The sequence below is a fragment of the Sphingopyxis fribergensis genome (assembly GCF_000803645.1).
Classification (GTDB): Bacteria; Pseudomonadota; Alphaproteobacteria; order Sphingomonadales; family Sphingomonadaceae; genus Sphingopyxis; species Sphingopyxis fribergensis.
In genome coordinates, this window is record NZ_CP009122.1 from 3,505,930 (window position 1) to 3,520,922 (window position 14,993).

Annotated in this window: 17 protein-coding genes; 11 read left to right on the forward strand and 6 right to left on the reverse strand. The window is 65.4% G+C overall.

Annotated features, from left to right (window positions below; genetic code table 11):
* Positions 1-3: 3 nt before the first annotated feature.
* On the reverse strand, positions 4-558 hold the full coding sequence (locus tag SKP52_RS16265) for a sigma-70 family RNA polymerase sigma factor (RefSeq protein WP_407695109.1): 555 nt from the start codon (positions 556-558) through the stop codon (positions 4-6).
* Between the two features lie 141 nt (positions 559-699).
* Positions 700-1,104: a BLUF domain-containing protein gene (locus SKP52_RS16270; protein ID WP_052208421.1), complete on the reverse strand. Its 405-nt coding sequence runs from the start codon at positions 1,102-1,104 to the stop codon at positions 700-702.
* Positions 1,105-1,253: 149 nt separating this feature from the next.
* Between SKP52_RS16270 and SKP52_RS16275 the strand changes: the two genes are divergently transcribed.
* The 4 genes from SKP52_RS16275 (at position 1,254) to SKP52_RS16290 (ending at position 4,358) form a co-directional block, all read left to right on the forward strand.
* A complete protein-coding gene (locus tag SKP52_RS16275) occupies positions 1,254-1,508 on the forward strand; it encodes a NepR family anti-sigma factor (RefSeq protein ID WP_039576437.1) in 255 nt (84 codons plus the stop codon).
* Positions 1,508-2,143 (forward strand): sigma-70 family RNA polymerase sigma factor, encoded by a 636-nt coding sequence (locus tag SKP52_RS16280; protein ID WP_039576439.1) that lies wholly within the window; start codon positions 1,508-1,510, stop codon positions 2,141-2,143. The genes SKP52_RS16275 and SKP52_RS16280 overlap by 1 nt, the downstream gene beginning before the upstream one ends.
* Before the next feature lie 67 nt (positions 2,144-2,210).
* Positions 2,211-3,389 (forward strand): PQQ-dependent sugar dehydrogenase, encoded by a 1,179-nt coding sequence (locus SKP52_RS16285; protein WP_039576441.1) that lies wholly within the window; start codon positions 2,211-2,213, stop codon positions 3,387-3,389.
* Positions 3,390-3,578: 189 nt separating this feature from the next.
* Positions 3,579-4,358 (forward strand): esterase/lipase family protein, encoded by a 780-nt coding sequence (locus SKP52_RS16290; protein WP_039576443.1) that lies wholly within the window; start codon positions 3,579-3,581, stop codon positions 4,356-4,358.
* Here SKP52_RS16290 and SKP52_RS16295 read toward each other — a convergent pair.
* The gene (locus SKP52_RS16295) at positions 4,337-4,855 is read right to left on the reverse strand and encodes a GNAT family N-acetyltransferase (RefSeq protein WP_039576446.1); all 519 of its coding nucleotides are present in this window, start codon (positions 4,853-4,855) and stop codon (positions 4,337-4,339) included. The two genes, SKP52_RS16290 and SKP52_RS16295, sit on opposite strands and share 22 nt — an antisense overlap.
* 244 nt (positions 4,856-5,099) lie before the next feature.
* Between SKP52_RS16295 and SKP52_RS16300 the strand changes: the two genes are divergently transcribed.
* From SKP52_RS16300 to SKP52_RS16315, 4 genes are all read left to right on the forward strand, one after another.
* Positions 5,100-5,564, forward strand: a complete 465-nt coding sequence (locus SKP52_RS16300; RefSeq protein ID WP_039576448.1) for an Rrf2 family transcriptional regulator — start codon at positions 5,100-5,102, stop codon at positions 5,562-5,564.
* The gene (locus SKP52_RS16305; protein ID WP_039576449.1) at positions 5,557-6,252 is read left to right on the forward strand and encodes a class I SAM-dependent methyltransferase; all 696 of its coding nucleotides are present in this window, start codon (positions 5,557-5,559) and stop codon (positions 6,250-6,252) included. Before SKP52_RS16300 ends, SKP52_RS16305 begins: the two co-directional genes overlap by 8 nt.
* A 336-nt stretch (positions 6,253-6,588) precedes the next feature.
* Complete coding sequence (locus SKP52_RS16310; RefSeq protein ID WP_052208422.1) at positions 6,589-7,908, forward strand: S41 family peptidase; 1,320 nt, start codon at positions 6,589-6,591, stop codon at positions 7,906-7,908.
* On the forward strand, positions 7,892-8,371 hold the full coding sequence (locus tag SKP52_RS16315) for a MarR family winged helix-turn-helix transcriptional regulator (protein ID WP_052208423.1): 480 nt from the start codon (positions 7,892-7,894) through the stop codon (positions 8,369-8,371). The genes SKP52_RS16310 and SKP52_RS16315 overlap by 17 nt, the downstream gene beginning before the upstream one ends.
* Before the next feature lie 59 nt (positions 8,372-8,430).
* Here the strand turns inward: SKP52_RS16315 and SKP52_RS16320 are convergent, their stop codons facing one another.
* The 3 genes from SKP52_RS16320 to SKP52_RS16330 form a co-directional block, all read right to left on the reverse strand.
* Positions 8,431-9,357, reverse strand: coding sequence for a homocysteine S-methyltransferase family protein (locus SKP52_RS16320; RefSeq protein WP_039576451.1), 927 nt, complete (start codon positions 9,355-9,357; stop codon positions 8,431-8,433).
* Positions 9,358-9,430: 73 nt separating this feature from the next.
* Complete coding sequence (locus tag SKP52_RS16325) at positions 9,431-9,829, reverse strand: acyl-CoA thioesterase (protein WP_039576453.1); 399 nt, start codon at positions 9,827-9,829, stop codon at positions 9,431-9,433.
* Positions 9,826-11,076, reverse strand: a complete 1,251-nt coding sequence (locus tag SKP52_RS16330) for a threonine ammonia-lyase (RefSeq protein WP_039576455.1) — start codon at positions 11,074-11,076, stop codon at positions 9,826-9,828. Before SKP52_RS16330 ends, SKP52_RS16325 begins: the two co-directional genes overlap by 4 nt.
* A 59-nt stretch (positions 11,077-11,135) precedes the next feature.
* On the opposite strand from SKP52_RS16330, the gene SKP52_RS16335 reads away from it, so the two are divergent.
* Genes SKP52_RS16335 through SKP52_RS16345 form a run of 3 tightly spaced genes read left to right on the forward strand, consistent with a single transcriptional unit; the run spans position 11,136 to position 14,951 of the window.
* Positions 11,136-12,014, forward strand: coding sequence for an NAD(P)-dependent oxidoreductase (locus tag SKP52_RS16335; protein WP_039581362.1), 879 nt, complete (start codon positions 11,136-11,138; stop codon positions 12,012-12,014).
* An 11-nt stretch (positions 12,015-12,025) separates the two neighbouring features.
* Positions 12,026-13,693 carry an amidohydrolase gene (locus SKP52_RS16340; protein WP_052208992.1) on the forward strand — a complete coding sequence of 556 codons (1,668 nt, stop codon included), beginning with the start codon at positions 12,026-12,028 and terminating at the stop codon, positions 13,691-13,693.
* Positions 13,683-14,951 (forward strand): FAD-dependent oxidoreductase, encoded by a 1,269-nt coding sequence (locus tag SKP52_RS16345; protein WP_039576457.1) that lies wholly within the window; start codon positions 13,683-13,685, stop codon positions 14,949-14,951. Before SKP52_RS16340 ends, SKP52_RS16345 begins: the two co-directional genes overlap by 11 nt.
* Positions 14,952-14,993 lie beyond the last annotated feature (42 nt).

Here is a 14,993-nt window from a genome sequence, read left to right on the forward strand (position 1 = left end):
TTCCTAATCCCCCGCGGGGCCGTTCGCGGTCAACTGGTCGACATTGTCCATGATCGTCCGGAACGCTTCGCTCGACGGCATCAGGTCGGCGCTGCGCCGCGGCATTTCGCCGCTTTCCAGGATCGTCTGCAACGCTGCGCGGCCGCGCGACACGCGGCTTTTCATCGTGCCGACGGCGCAGCCGCAGATCGCCGCGCCCTCCTCGTAAGACAGCTGCCCCGCGCCGATCAGCACCAGCGCCTCGCGCTGGTCGACGGGAAGCATCAGCAGCGCGCGCTGCACGTCGGCGAGGTGCAGATTGTCGTCCTGATCGTCGGGCGCGATGAGCAGCCGTTCGGCGGCAAGCTCGTCATATTCGGCGGTGAATTTCTTGCGCCGCATCTGCGACAGGAAACAGTTGCGCAGGATGACGAACGCCCAGCTCTTCATGCTGGAGGGGCCGGGCACATATTGTGCGCGCGCCTTCCACGCCTTCAACATCGTTTCCTGTACCAGATCGTCGGCCAGGTCGGCGTTGCCGGTCAGGCTGCGCCCGAACGCTCGAAGGTGCGGCAGCATCGCCGCCAGTTCGCGCTTGAAGCTCGCGTCGTCGAGCGGTTGATTTATTACGTCGCTGATAAAAAAGCCTTTGCCTGGCAATGTTCGATCATATCTCAACCGGCTTAGCGCTTCGACCTTGCATTGCAAGCGCGCCGCCGGTCAGCGGGCAATTGGACGGCGTCCAAGTGCGATGAAGTTGGCGAACATCCTTTCGTCCGCAGCATCGATCCGGCCGTTGGCCGCAAGGCGCGCCAGACCCTCGTCCTGCCATTCGAAACGCGGATCGTACAGCATCGCCCATTCGCCGAAATCGCGGGTCTCGACGGTACGCCGGCGCACTTCGGTCATGCCGTCATGCCGCGGGTCGCTGCGGATGGCGGCAAGGCAGGCTTCGACCTTTTCGTCCGGCCCTTCCAGAAGTTGAAGGAAGTTATGCCCATTATAAACGAGCGCGCCGGTCAGTTCGTCGCGCGCGTTGTTGCGGCAGGCCGATACCAGGATCGCCGCAATATCATCGTCACCAATCAACGGATCAGCGACACTCACATAGGTAACGGAAAGCAACTGGCCACCTCCTGTTGACCGGCTACAGGCCGGGCAAAATGTGACCCCTCACATGCCGCTGCTTAGGGCCGGTGTGATTTATTGGCAACGCGTTCGTCGCAAAAAATGGAATCTGTGGAACCAGCGGCCGTCTTCCTCGTTGCTCCCGCATGGCTACGCAAGGCAACAACAGGACGGACGGCAAGGGTGCCCCGCACCCGATTACCGATGCGTCGAATCGGCAGCGGGGAAGCTTTCCCGGCACGAATGGTGACGAATGGCACCGCACGCTGACCGGGCGGCAGGCGCCCGAGCCGGTGAGCGCGAAGCTGCGCATGATTTACGGCAACATCGTCGCCGAACGCCTTCCCGACAATATGCTCGACCTTCTTTCCCAGCTCGATCAGAAAAGTTCGAAGCAATAATGACCGGACCCACCGCAGCTGCCTCGCAGCCGCAGGCCGACAACCTGTCGGACGGCGAATTCAAGACGCTTCTCGCGGGTGTCATCCCCCACCTGCGCGCCTATGGCCGCAGCCTGTCGGGCAATCCGGACCTTGCCGACGATCTGACGCAGGATACGATGGTCAAGGCGTGGGCTTCGCGCGAACGGTTCGAGCGCGGCACCTCGATCAAGGCGTGGACCTTCGTTATCCTGCGCAACACCTTCCTCTCGCAGATGCGCCGCAACAAGTTCGTCGGCGAATATGACGAGACCGCGGTCGAACGCACCATGTCGACCCGCGCTGCCCAAGAAGACAGCGGCGAGATGGCCGACCTCCAACGCGGCTTGATGGAATTGCCGCAAGACCAGCGCGAGGCGCTGATTCTCGTCGGCGCCGGCGGGCTGTCGTACGAGGAAGCCGCGAGCATCTGCGACTGCGCGCTCGGCACGATGAAAAGCCGCGTGTCGCGCGCGCGCGCCGCGCTCGAAGAAATCATGAACAGCGGCCATTTTTCGCAGAAGCGCGCCGATGCCCCGCCCGCGAGCGAAGCGGTCGACGCGATCATGGACAGCGTCGAGGCGATCACCGCACGGCGCGAGGCGGCGAGCCGCTAAGCCTCTCGACTTTGCGGCATCGGCGCGTCAGAACGGCACGTCCTTCTCCAGCAAAGCGAGCTTCCGCATGAAAAATCTGCCGCATGTTGCCCTGATCGCCGCGCTTGTCGTCGCCGCCTGCTCCGCCGCGCCCGCGTCGACCGAAGCCGCCCCTGCCGACACCGCCAAGCTCGACGCATCGGGCGCGCAGCCCGCGACCCCGCTCGCCGACGCCCCCTTCACGGTCAAGGAGGTCGCAAGCTTCAACGAACCCTGGGCGATGACGTTCGTCCCCGGCACGCGCGCCGCGCTGGTCACCGAGAAATCGGGGAAGCTCAAACTCTGGCAGGAAAGCGGCCCGACGCTGGACGTCGCGGGTATACCCGCGGTGGCCTATGGCGGCCAGGGCGGTTTCGGCGACGTCATCGTCGCGCCCGACTTTGCGACCAGCGGCACGATTTATTTGAGCTGGGTCGAGGCCGGTCCCGGTAAAACCTATGGCGCCGTCGTCGGCCAGGCGAAGCTGATCCAAGGGGCCTCGCCGCGGCTGGAAGGCCTCCAGATCATCTGGAAACAGGATCCGAAAGTCGAGGGTCGGGGGCATTATTCGCATCGCCTCGTCTTCTCGCCCGACGGTAAATATTTCTTCATCGGATCGGGCGAACGCCAGAAGTTCGATCCCGCGCAGGACATGAAGGCCAATCTGGGCAAGATCCTCCGCCTCAATCCCGACGGCAGCGTGCCGACCGACAACCCCTTCGCGGATCAGGGCGGGGTAACGGCGCAAATCTGGTCGCTCGGCCATCGCAATATCCTCGGCCTCGCCTTCGACGGCACCGGAAAGCTCTGGAACCAGGAAATGGGGCCAAAGGGCGGCGACGAGGTCAACCTCGTCGATGCCAAAGCCAATTATGGCTATCCGATCGTCTCGAACGGCGATCATTATGATGGCAAGGATATCCCCGACCATCCGACGCGCCCCGAATTCGCAGCGCCGAAATTGTGGTGGAATCCCTCGGTCTCGCCCGCCGGGCTCGTCTGGTATGGCGGCGACATGTATCCGGGCTGGAAGAACAGCCTCTTGATGGGCGCGCTGTCAGGCGAAGGCCTGATCCGCATGGGCGTCGACGGCGACACGCTGCACAAGTCGGACCGCTGGGATTTCGGCCAGCGCATCCGCGAAGTCGAGGTGCGCGACGACGGCTCGATTTGGCTGCTCACCGACGGCGAAGACGGCAAACTGGTGAAGCTGGTTCCGAAGCGCTGATTTTTCCATCGCCGTAAATTGCCATGTCCCCGCGACGGAGCATGGGGTCGGATCGTCCCCCAGACGATCCTTGGCCATGCCGGGCATGGCCAACCCGATACTGACCCATCTCCGGTGGGCGCAACCTAGAATCGGCAGGAGATAGGCCCCTGCCTTCGCAGGGGTACAAACTCTGATATAGGGCTGACAATGATCCGCGGCTTCCTAACCCGGCGCGCCGAATGGCCGGCGCGTATTCCCGATCCCGAAGCCTTGCCGCCGCTGACGTTGCTGTGGCGCGAGATCGGGTCGCTTGCGCGCGCGATCGGCGGCCGCATCCGCCCGATGCCGCCCGAACCCAATCCCGACAGCGAGCATCCGCCGGTGATGGTGCTGCCGGGCTTCCTGTCGGGCGATTGGGCGACGAAGGCGCTGCGCGCCGACCTCCGGCGGTCGGGCTTTCGCTGTTACGCCTGGGGTCTTGGCTTCAACCGCGGCGCGACGGCCGACATCATCGACCGCATCGACACCCGCGTCCAGTGGATCATAGACCGCACCGGCTATGCCCCCGCACTCGTCGGATGGAGCCTCGGCGGTATCTATGCCCGCGAATATGCCAAGCATCACCCGGACAAGGTTGCGCGCGTCGTCACTTTGGGCTCGCCCTTTTCGGGCAGCCGCCGCGCGAACCGCGCGTGGCGCCTCTATCACCTTGTCGCGCGCCACCCGGTCGACAATCCCCCGATCGACTTCCACCCCGCGCCGCGCCCCGAAATGCCGACCTTCGCGCTCTGGTCGAAGCATGATGGCGTCGTCGCGGTGAGCAGCGCGCGCGGCCAGCCGCACGAAAGCGACCGGCAGGTCGAGGTCGACTGCGGCCATATGGGCTTCGCCTATGCGCCCACCTCGGTCGCCGCGATCGTCAAGGCGCTGACCGAGGAGGTGAGCGCCGCGCCCGAAGACGCCGCTCAGCACACATCGATGCGATAGGCCGGCGCGGCGCGCCACGACAGCAGCATCCGACCCGGCCGCCGCCCCATCAGACCCGTCGGCACAAAGCCGACGCGGCGCAGCAGCGCGCGCGACCGGTCATTATCGGGATGGCATTCGGCAACGATCGAACAGCCCGGCCGTGATGAGGCGAGCGCATCGACGACCGCGCGCACCGCCTCGGTCGCAATGCCCTTCCCACGCGCCCGCGCCGCAAACCAGTAACCGATCTCATATTCCTGTCCCGCGCGGCGGTGGACGCCGATCACACCGTTGAGATCGAGGCCATGTTCGTCGCGCACCGCATGGAAAACGTCGCCGCCGCCCGATCCCGCGATCAGCGCACGGGCGTCGGCCTCGGTGAAGGGCGCGGCCAAGAAATGGACCTGCGACGTCACCGTCTCGTCGGTGATCGCGGACAATGCGCGCGCATCGTCGGCAAACAGCGGCGTGATGCGGCAATGGTCGGTCGACAGGGCAAGCAAGGTATCGGTCATGTCGCGTCTTCTTCAAAAAGCGCACGCCGTGACCGGAGGTTGGTGGTGTGATGATAACCATTCGCCTGTCCGAACACGGCGGCGATGGTCACAGTGATGCCATGCCGCTCCTATGTAAAGGAGCGCCAATACGCCTTGAATCGGAGGGATTGGTCGTTGGTCATCGCGGGTAGGCGTAACAGCGCCGTGTCCGCCGATCAAGTCCCGGCTTGACGGCAATCTTTCACGCACTATTTAAAGTTACATGAAACGCGACAGCCGACTCTCGGGCGTGCTCCACGTCCTCCTCCATATGGCCGAGCATCGCGCCCCGATGACCTCGGACCAGCTGGCAAAGGCGATGCAGACGCACCCCGTTGTCATCCGCCGTATCCTCGGCGGACTCCGCGATGCGGGCTTCGTGCGTAGCGAAAAGGGGCACGGCGGCGGCTGGACGATCGCGAGAGACCTTGCCGACATCACGATGCGCGACGTCTATGACGCGATCGGCCGCCCCGGCCTGATGGCGATGGCCAACCGCACCGAGGCGCCCGGCTGTCTCGTCGAGCAAGCTGTCAACGCCGCGCTCGATACCAGTTTCCAGGAAGCCGAGGCGCTGCTGCTCGCCCGCTTCGGCGAGGTGACGCTTGCGCAGCTCGCCGCCGATTTCCACGCGCGCATGGCCGCGCGCTCCCTCTCCCCCACCGCACAGGAGCATATCCATGGCTGAAGGCGCCCAGCATTTCCTCGACAGCTTCAAGGACCCCGAAGCGGTCGCGCGCTATACCGAAGGGCCCCGCCGCTTCGTCCCCGGACTCGACGGGCTCCACCGCATGACCGGCCTCCTGCTCGCCGAGCGCGTGCCCGCGGACGCGCATATCCTCGTCCTCGGCGCGGGCGGCGGCAGCGAGATGAAGGCGATGGCCGACGCGCATCCGGGCTGGCGCTTCACCGGCGTCGACCCGGCGGGGCCGATGCTCGATCTGGCCGCCAAGGTCTTGGGCGCGAACGCGCACCGCGCCGACCTGATCGAAGGCTATATCGACGACGCGCCTGCCGGACCCTTCGACGGCGCGACCTGCCTCCTCACGCTCCATTTCCTCGAGCGCGAAGAACGCATCCGCACCGCCGCCGAAATCCGCGCCCGCCTCAAACCCGGCGCCCCGTTCGTCGCCGCGCATGGCAGCTTCCCGCAAGAGCCGGGCGAGCGCGACCGCTGGCTCGACCGCTACGCCGCTTTTGCCATCGCATCGGGCGGCGAACCCGATCAGGTTGCCAAGGGCCGCGAAGCCGTCGCCACCCATGTCGCAATGCTGAGTCCCGAAGCCGATGTCGAGGTTCTGCGCGCCGCGGGTTTTACCGGCGTCGAGCAATTTTACGCCGCCTTTACCTGGCGCGGATGGGTGGGTTATGCGTGAGGGCGGGTTTTGACCGGGGCGGCCGTAAATCCTCCCAGTGGCGAAGCCATGGGGAGGTGGCAGCGCGAAGCGCTGACGGAGGGGCTAATGCCGCCGACGTTGCGGCCCTTCCACCACTCGCTGGGCGAGCGGTGCCCCTCCCCATGGCTTCGCCACAGGGAGGAGCAAACGTCCACTCCCCACCCCATATCGACCTGTTCTGTTCCTGATACCCGACAGCCACCAATGGCTCCTGCGCTTCGCGCCGCCTCGATCGTCGCTGCGCGCTTGCGTCGGGCATAAATACAATATATTGCGCAATATATTGTACGAATCGCATGACAGGCAGGAAATCGGATGAAAAACAAGCGCTGGCCCCTCATTCTCATCGCCACGACCCTTTGGCTGGCGCCAGCTGCCGCAGCGGACGAAGCGCCGCTCTCCGCCGCCGACAAGCGCGCCGTCGTCCAACAGCTCGGCCAGACGCTGGAGGCGAATTATGTCTACCCCGACAAGGCCAAGACCATCGCCGCGACCCTGCGCCGCAATCTCGACGCCGGCGACTATGACGCTGCGCACGACCGCCCCACACTCGCGAGCGAATTGACCGACGACCTGATCGCCGCATCGGGCGACCTGCATTTCGCGGTCGGGGTCGATCCCGAATGGGTCGCCGATTATGCCGCGAAGCAAGACCCTGCCCGCGCCGCCGCGCGGCGCGAAGCGGAACGGCGCGAAGAGCTACGGAAAAATTTCGGCTTTGCGGCTCTGCGCTACCTCGACGGCAACATCGCCTATGTCGACCTGACGCATTTTGCCGACCCCGAACCCGGCTATGACGCCGCCGCCGCCGCGATGCGCTTCATCGAAAATGGCGACGCGGTGATCTACGACCTGCGCTATAACAACGGCGGCTATCTCGAGATGGCGCAATTGCTCGCAAGCCAGCTCTTTCCGGGCGACAAGGATCAGGAGCTGTTCGATTATTATTACACGCTCGACGGCCGCCGCGTTGAGCGCGGCCAATGGGTGCTTCCCGCGCTGCCCGCGAAGCGGCTCACCGGGAAGCCCGTCTATGTCCTCACCGGCTCGACCAGTTTTTCTGCCGCCGAATGGTTCGCCTACACGCTCAAGAAACTGGGCCGCGCGACCTTGGTCGGCGAACGCACCGCGGGCGGCGCGCACCCGGTCGACCGCAAGCCCGTCGGCACCGATTTTTTCGTGCAGGTGCCGATCGGCCAGATCCGCGACCCCGTCGATCGCGGCGATTTCGAGGGACAGGGTGTTACACCCGACCATCAGGTCCCGTCGGCCGACGCCCTGACCGTCGCGCACCGCCTCGCGCTCGCCGATCTTGCCAAGGCCGATCCGGCGAAACAGGCCGACGCCGACTGGTTCGCCCCGATGCTCGCATCGCGCCCGCAACCGACCACCGCCGCGCTCAAGGCGATCGCCGGTCGCTACGAGGGACGTCGCATCGACCTTATCGACGGCAAATTGCTCTACACTTGGCGCGAACGACTGCGGCTGACGCTCGCACCGCTCGCCGGCGACCTGCTCGAACTTGAAGGCGTGCGCGACTTCCGCTTTCGCATCATGCGTAAAGGCGGCAAGGTGGTCGCGCTCGAACGCATCGACCGCGACGGAACGACCCTGACCTATGCCCGCCTCGACTGACATCTCGACCGATCTCGACGACATCACCTTCCTCGGCCGCCTCAGCGAAGCGCTGAGCCAGCGGATCGAGGAACAGACGCGGCCGCTGTTCGACGAAGCCGGCATCACCGTCCCCGTGCGGTCCTGCTCGCTGCTCACCGCGCTGGTGGATGCAGGCGAAGCATCGGCCGCCGACCTTGCCCGCGCGCTCGGCCAATCGCACCAGCTGGTCGTCCAGAAATGCCCCGCGCTGCTCCGCCTCGGCCTCATCACCCAACACGCCGACCCCGCGGACGCGCGGCGCAAGATCTTCCGGCTAACCGACGCGGGCCGCGACCAGCTCGCCCGCATCGACGCCTACAGCGTGCGAATAAGCGAGGTTTATCGCGCGCTCTTCGAAGAGGTCGGCGACGTCCACGGCGCGATATTGAAGGCGCTCAACGCCCTGGCCGACAAGCCACTGAGCGAACGCATCAAGGAATAGTCAGAGCACCCGGACCATCACCAGCGCATCGACGAAGCCCTCCGCCGCTGGCAACCGCGCTACTTTATGCAGGCCTCGGCGATCGCCGTCACGTGCCGCAAATCGGTGCCGCAACAGCCGCCGAGGACCTTGATCTGCGGAAAGCGGTCGATCAGCGAACGATGCCGCGCGGCCAGATCGGCCGGATCGCCGATGTCGAGTTCGGTCATCACATCGAGTTCGGCGTGGCTGAGGCACGACGCGTTCGCGCGCACCCCGCCGATCCGCGCAGTCCACGCGGCGCCGTCGTCCAGCACCGCATCGAAATGCGTCGGATGCGCGCAGTTGACCATATAATAGGCCGGGTAATTGCCCGTCGCCGCGTCTACCGCCGCGATCGCATCACCCAGCCCTTCGCCCGTCGGCAACCGCCCGTCGGTCTCGACGGTAAAACTGATTGCGACCGGCAGCCCCAGCGCCTTCGCCGCATTCGTCACGCCGACCGCTTCGGGAACATTCGTCATCGTGATCGCCGCGAGCATATCTACGCCCGCAGCCGCAAGCACGCCCGCCTGATGGGCATGATAGGCCTGCGCCTCGTCGGCAGACATGATCTTCCCCGGATCATAACCGTCGCCGCGTGGGCCGATGCAGCCGCTGACTACCACCGGCACATCGGCATATTCGGCGCGCAATCCGCGGAGCAATTCAATCGCCGCGCCGTTCAGCCCGTCGAGTTCTGCCAACGTAAAGCCGAGCGGTTCGGCCCAATCGGGGCCCGCCCGCCACGTCGCGCTCTCGAGGATGAGGCCGGTGCCCTTCGCCCGCGCAAGATCGAGGAAGCCCCGATAATAGGCTTCGAGCACATCGACGCCTTCGTCGGACGTGAACAAGGTCACGGACGAGAAAAGCGGCAAGTCGATGCCCTTGTTGAATAAAATATCGGTTTCCAGACCCGCGTCGGTCAGGAAAAACCGGTCGAGTTGCGGTAATGAAGAGATCGCCATCCTTAGCCCCTCCCTCAAATATCCTTGGCGAATAATAAAAGGGAAGACGCCGATTGTCTATTGAACCAGCCGATCAGTTCCTCGCCAGAAAAGGCGCCACAATTTCGTCCGTTACGCGCAGCGGCCGGCCGCTCGCCTTGTCAAGCAGCGCCCACACCGTCCGCGCGCGCACATGCACCTTGCCGTCCTCGCCGGTGAATTCCATGAAACGGTCGAACTTCGCGCCCTGCGGCTTGTCGGCGACCCATGTCCGCGCGGTCACCGTCTCGCCGGGGCCGAGCGCGCGGAGGTAATCGACCTCGTGCCGCACCACGACCCAGATATAGGCGTCTTTGTGCGCCTGCGGCGCTGCGGCGTCCCAATGGCCGGTCGCGACCTGCTGGATCCACTGGACCCACACCGCATTGTTGACATGCCCCAGCTCGTCGATGCTCTCGGGCGTCGCGACGAGGTCGAGGGTAAATTCCCTCATGCCAGCTCGACGGTGGTCACCATATAGCCCGCATCGCGAAGCGCCGCGACAAGGCTGTCGAGATGCTCGCGGTCGCGCGCTTCGCATTCGATGTCGGTGATCAGCCCCTTCGCGGGCAGCGTCGTGAAAATGCGCTGGTGATAGATTTCGATGATGTTGACCTGTTTCTCGTCAAACAGCTTCATCACCTTGAACAGCGCGCCGGGACGGTCCTGTAGCCGGATGCGCAGCCGCGCGATGCGCCCCGACCGCGCGAGGTCGCGCAGCAGTACATTCGCGAGCAGCCGCGTGTCGATATTGCCGCCGGTCAGCACCAGCCCGACTTTGCGCCCGGCAAACTCCTCGGGGTGCGCGAGCATCGCCGCGAGTCCCGCGGCGCCGGCGCCCTCGACCACCGTCTTTTCGATCTGGAGCAGTAGGCTGACCGCGCGTTCAAGATGCCGCTCGGCGACAAGCACGATGTCGTCGTTGAGTTCGGCCACGAGCTTGCGCGTATAGCTCCCCGGCTCCTTGACCGCGATACCTTCGGCGAGCGTGTCGCCCTCGCACGCCATGTCGACGCCGTTCAATTCGGCATACATCGACGGATAGAGCTCGGCTTGCACGCCGACGAGGCGCATGTCATTCTTGATCCCGCGCGCCGCGGTGCCCATGCCCGCGAGCAGCCCGCCGCCGCCGATCGGCACGATCAGCGTGTCGAGCTCAGGCACATCCTCAAGCATTTCGAGCGCGACAGTCCCTTGCCCTGCCGCCACATGGGGATGGTCGAAGGGATGGACGAAGGTCAGCCCGCGTTCCTTTTCCAGCTCGCGCGCATGGGCATAGGCGTCATCGAACTTTTCGCCGAACAGCACGATCGTCGCGCCGTGGCTCGCGGTCTGCGACACCTTCACCTGCGGCGTCGTGCTCGGCATCACGATGGTGACGGGCACGCCGAGGCGCTTGCCATGATAGGCGAGTCCCTGCGCATGATTGCCCGCCGATGCCGCGATCACGCCGCGCGCGCGTTGTTCGGGGTCCATCAGCAACAAGGCGTTCAATGCGCCGCGTTCTTTGTACGCGGCGGTGAATTGCAGATTTTCGAACTTCAGCCACACTTCGGCGCCGACCATTTCGGACAAAGTCTGCGAATGGAGGGTCGGCGTCCGCACGACCGCGCCGTTAATTCGCCCCGCCGCCGCGCGCACATCGTCCAATGTGATCGCCGGTAAATCGGCGGCGGAGGTGAGGGTGAGTTGATCTGTCATAACGGCAAGCGCACTAGCCTATCTGGCGCGCCGCGCAAACCATGGTTATGGACTTGGCCATGAGCGAACAAAAATTGCGCATCAGCTTCATCGGAACCGGCGTCATGGGCGGACCGATGGCGGGCCACCTCGTCCGGGCGGGCCATCAGCTCACCGTTTATAACCGCACGCGCGCCAAGGCCGACGCCTGGGTCGCGCAACACGGCGGCACCGGGGCATCGACCCCGGCCGACGCGGCCCGGGACGCCGATGTCGTCCTCACCTGTGTCGGCAACGACGACGATCTGGCGCAGGTCACGCTCGGCCGCGACGGCGCGTTCAAGGCGATGAAGCGGGGCGCGCTGTTCATCGACCACACGACCGTCTCCGCGCGCATCGCGCGCCAGCTGTCGGTCGAGGCCGACGGGCTAGGCCTGCTCTGCCTCGACGCCCCCGTTTCGGGCGGTGAGGCGGGCGCACAGAATGGCACGCTGTCGATCATGTGCGGCGGCACCATGGCCGCCTTCGCCGCGGCCGAACCGGTGATGCAGGCCTATGCCGCGCGCATGGTCCATATCGGCGGACCCGGCGCGGGGCAGACGACCAAGATGGCCAACCAGATCGCGATCGCCGGGGTGATTCAGGGTCTGTCCGAAGCCCTGCGTTTCGCGCAAGCGTCGAAGCTCGACACCGACAAGGTGTTCGAAGCCGTCTCGGGCGGCGCCGCGGCAAGCTGGCAGATGCTCAACCGCTGGGGGACGATGGCGAAGGACGAATTCGATTTCGGCTTTGCCGTCGACTGGATGCGCAAGGATCTGGGCCTCGCGCTCGACGAAGCGCGCGTCAACGGCGCGACGCTGCCGGTCGCGAGCCTCGTCGACCAATTTTACGCCGATGTGCAAAAGGCCGGCGGTGGGCGCAAGGACACCAGCTCGCTCGTCACAAGGTTGCCCCGGTGAAATATATCATGATGAAGCGCCTGACCTTGACCGCCCTCGCGCTCACCCTCGCCGCCGCCCCCGCGCACGCCGACACGCTCGTCGACAATGTCAACGGCATCACGCTCGACAAGGACGGTAAGCTCATCCGCTTCACCGGGCTCGTTATCGACACGCAGGGCAAGGTCAAGCAGCTGCTCGGTCGCAAGGACAAGCGCCCCGAGCGGCCCGATTTCAAACAGGACGGCCAGGGCAAGACCCTGATCCCCGGCCTGATCGACGCGCACGGCCATGTCATGGGCCTCGGCTTCCAGCTGATGCTGCTCGACCTCAGCGGCACCAACAGCCTTGCCGAAGCGCAAGCGGCGATCCGCAAATATGCCGCCGAAAATCCCGAAATGCCGTGGATCATCGGGTCGGGCTGGAATCAGGAAAAATGGGGCCTCGGCCGCTTCCCGACCGCTGCCGACCTCGACGCCGCGGTGCCGAACCGCCCCGTCTGGCTCGAACGCGTCGACGGCCACGCCGGTTGGGCGAACACGGCAGCGATGACCGCAGCGAAGATCACCCCTGCGAGCAAGTCGCCCGAAGGCGGCCGTATCGAAATGGAGGGCGGGAAACCGAGCGGCGTTTTCGTCGACGCCGCGATGGCGCTGGTCAACAGCGCCAAGCCCAAGCCGCTCGCGCGCGACCTCGACCGTGCGCTCTATCTCGCGCAGCAGAAACTGCTCGAACAGGGGATCACGGCGATCGCCGACATGGGAACGACGATCGAAGAATGGCAATCCTATCGCCGCGCCGGCGACAAGAAACAGCTCGCGGTGCGCATCCTCTCCTATGGCGGCGATATCGACAATATGGCGATCATCGCCGGGTCCGAACCGACGCCCTGGCTCTATGACGACCGCCTCCGCATGGTCGGGGTGAAGCTCTATCTCGACGGCGCGCTGGGTTCGCGCGGCGCGTGGCTGAAGGCGCCGTACAGCGACGCGCCGGGGCAGAAGGGTCTGCCTTTGCTCACCCCCGCGCAGCTCCGCAACAAGATGGTCCGCGCGTCGATGGACAAGTTCCAGGTCGCGATCCACGCGATCGGCGACGCAGCCAATGCCGAGGCGCTCGACGCGATCACCGACCTCACCGCCGACCTGCCCGGCGAGCGCCGCTGGCGCATCGAACACGCGCAGATCATTGATCCCGTCGACATCCCGCGCTTCGCGACGCTCAAGGTCATCGCGTCGATGCAGCCCGTCCACCAGACGAGCGACCGCGTGATGGCCGAAGCCCGTCTCGGCCCCGATCGCCTCAAGGGTGCTTACGCGTGGCGCAGCCTCGAAAATGCCGGCGTCCGCCTCGCCTTCGGCTCCGACGTGCCGGTTGAAAGCGCCAACCCCTTCCCCGGCATCGCCGCCGCGATCTCGCGCACCGATGACAAGGGGGAACCCTTCGGCGGCTGGCGTCCCGAGGAAATCGTGACGCGCGAAACCGCGCTTGACGGCTTCACGCGCACCGCAGCCTTTGCCGGTTTTGCCGAAGATCGCATCGGCACGCTGATGCCCGGAATGCGCGCCGACTTCCTGATCGTCGACACCGATCCGATGCTCGCGAGCCCCGACGAAATCCGCCGCATGACCCCGCTCGAAACCTGGATCGGCGGCTATCGCTATTACAAGAAGAGTGAGGGCGCGACCGTTGGCCGCTGACACGCCGACCCGCCGCGCGCTGCTCACCGGACTCGCGGCATTGCCCGTCGCCGCGGCGGCCGCCGCGGCCGAGCGCAAGGAACGCAAACCCAAGAAGCGCAAACCGGCCAAACCCAAGATCCAGCATGTCGATGTCGCGATCATCGGCGCGGGCGTGTTCGGCGCGTGGACCGCATGGCATCTGCTTCGCGCGGGCAAGAGCGTGCGGCTGTTCGACGCCTATGGCGCGGGCCATGCGCGCGCTTCGTCGGGCGGCGAAAGCCGCGTTATCCGCATGGGGTACGGTGCCGACACCATCTATTCGGAGATGGCGCGCGACTCGCTCAAATATTGGAAAGACCTCTCGGACACGGCAAGCGCGCCGATCTTTCACAACACCGGCGTCCTCTGGTTCGCACCGCAAGGCGACGCCTATACCGCGCAGTCGCTTGCCTGGCTGCAGGCAAACCGCGTCGCCCACGAACATGGCGACGTCCGCTGGCTGCAGGAAAAGTGCCGCCAGATCCAATTCTATCAGGGCGAAACCGGCATCCTCGAAACCGAGACCGGCGCGCTGATCGCCGGGCGCGGGGTGCAGGAGGTCATCGCCGACGCGCAGATCGAGGTCGAGCGCGTCGTCATGCCCGCGCCGCTTTTTTCAAAGCGGGTCAAGAAGCACACGCTTCCCGACGGCGGCACCGCCGACCATCTCGTCTATTGTGCGGGCCCCTGGCTCGCCGAACTTTTCCCGCAACAACTGATGCACAAGATCGTCGCGACGCGGCAGGAAGTCTATCATTTCGGCGCGCCGCAGGGCGACACACGCTTCGCCCCGCCCGAACTTCCAGTGTGGGCCGACAACAGCAACAACGGGATTTTCTATGGAATCCCCGACCTTGAGGGAGCGGGCTTCAAGATCGCGATCGACCGCCACGGGCCGGTGATCGATCCCGATACGATGGAGCGCACGCTGACTGCCGAGGGCATTGCGGAGGCGCGCGCCTATGTCGCACGCCGCTTCCCCGGCCTAGCCAATGCGCCGCTGATCGGCGGGCGCGTCTGCCAATATGAGAATAGCTCGAACGGCGACTACCTCATCGACCGTTTCCCCGGTCAGGAACGCGTGTGGCTCGTCGGCGGCGGATCGGGCCACGGGTTCAAGAACGGCCCTGCGGTCGGCAAGCGCGTCGCGGCGCATATCCTCGACAAGGATCTGGCGGTCGAACCGCGCTTCAGCTTCGCGACCAAGGGGACCGTGGCGGCGCGGACGGTGTTCTGATGTCGGGCGCGAACCTCTATTCCCGTTCGTGTCGAGCGAAGT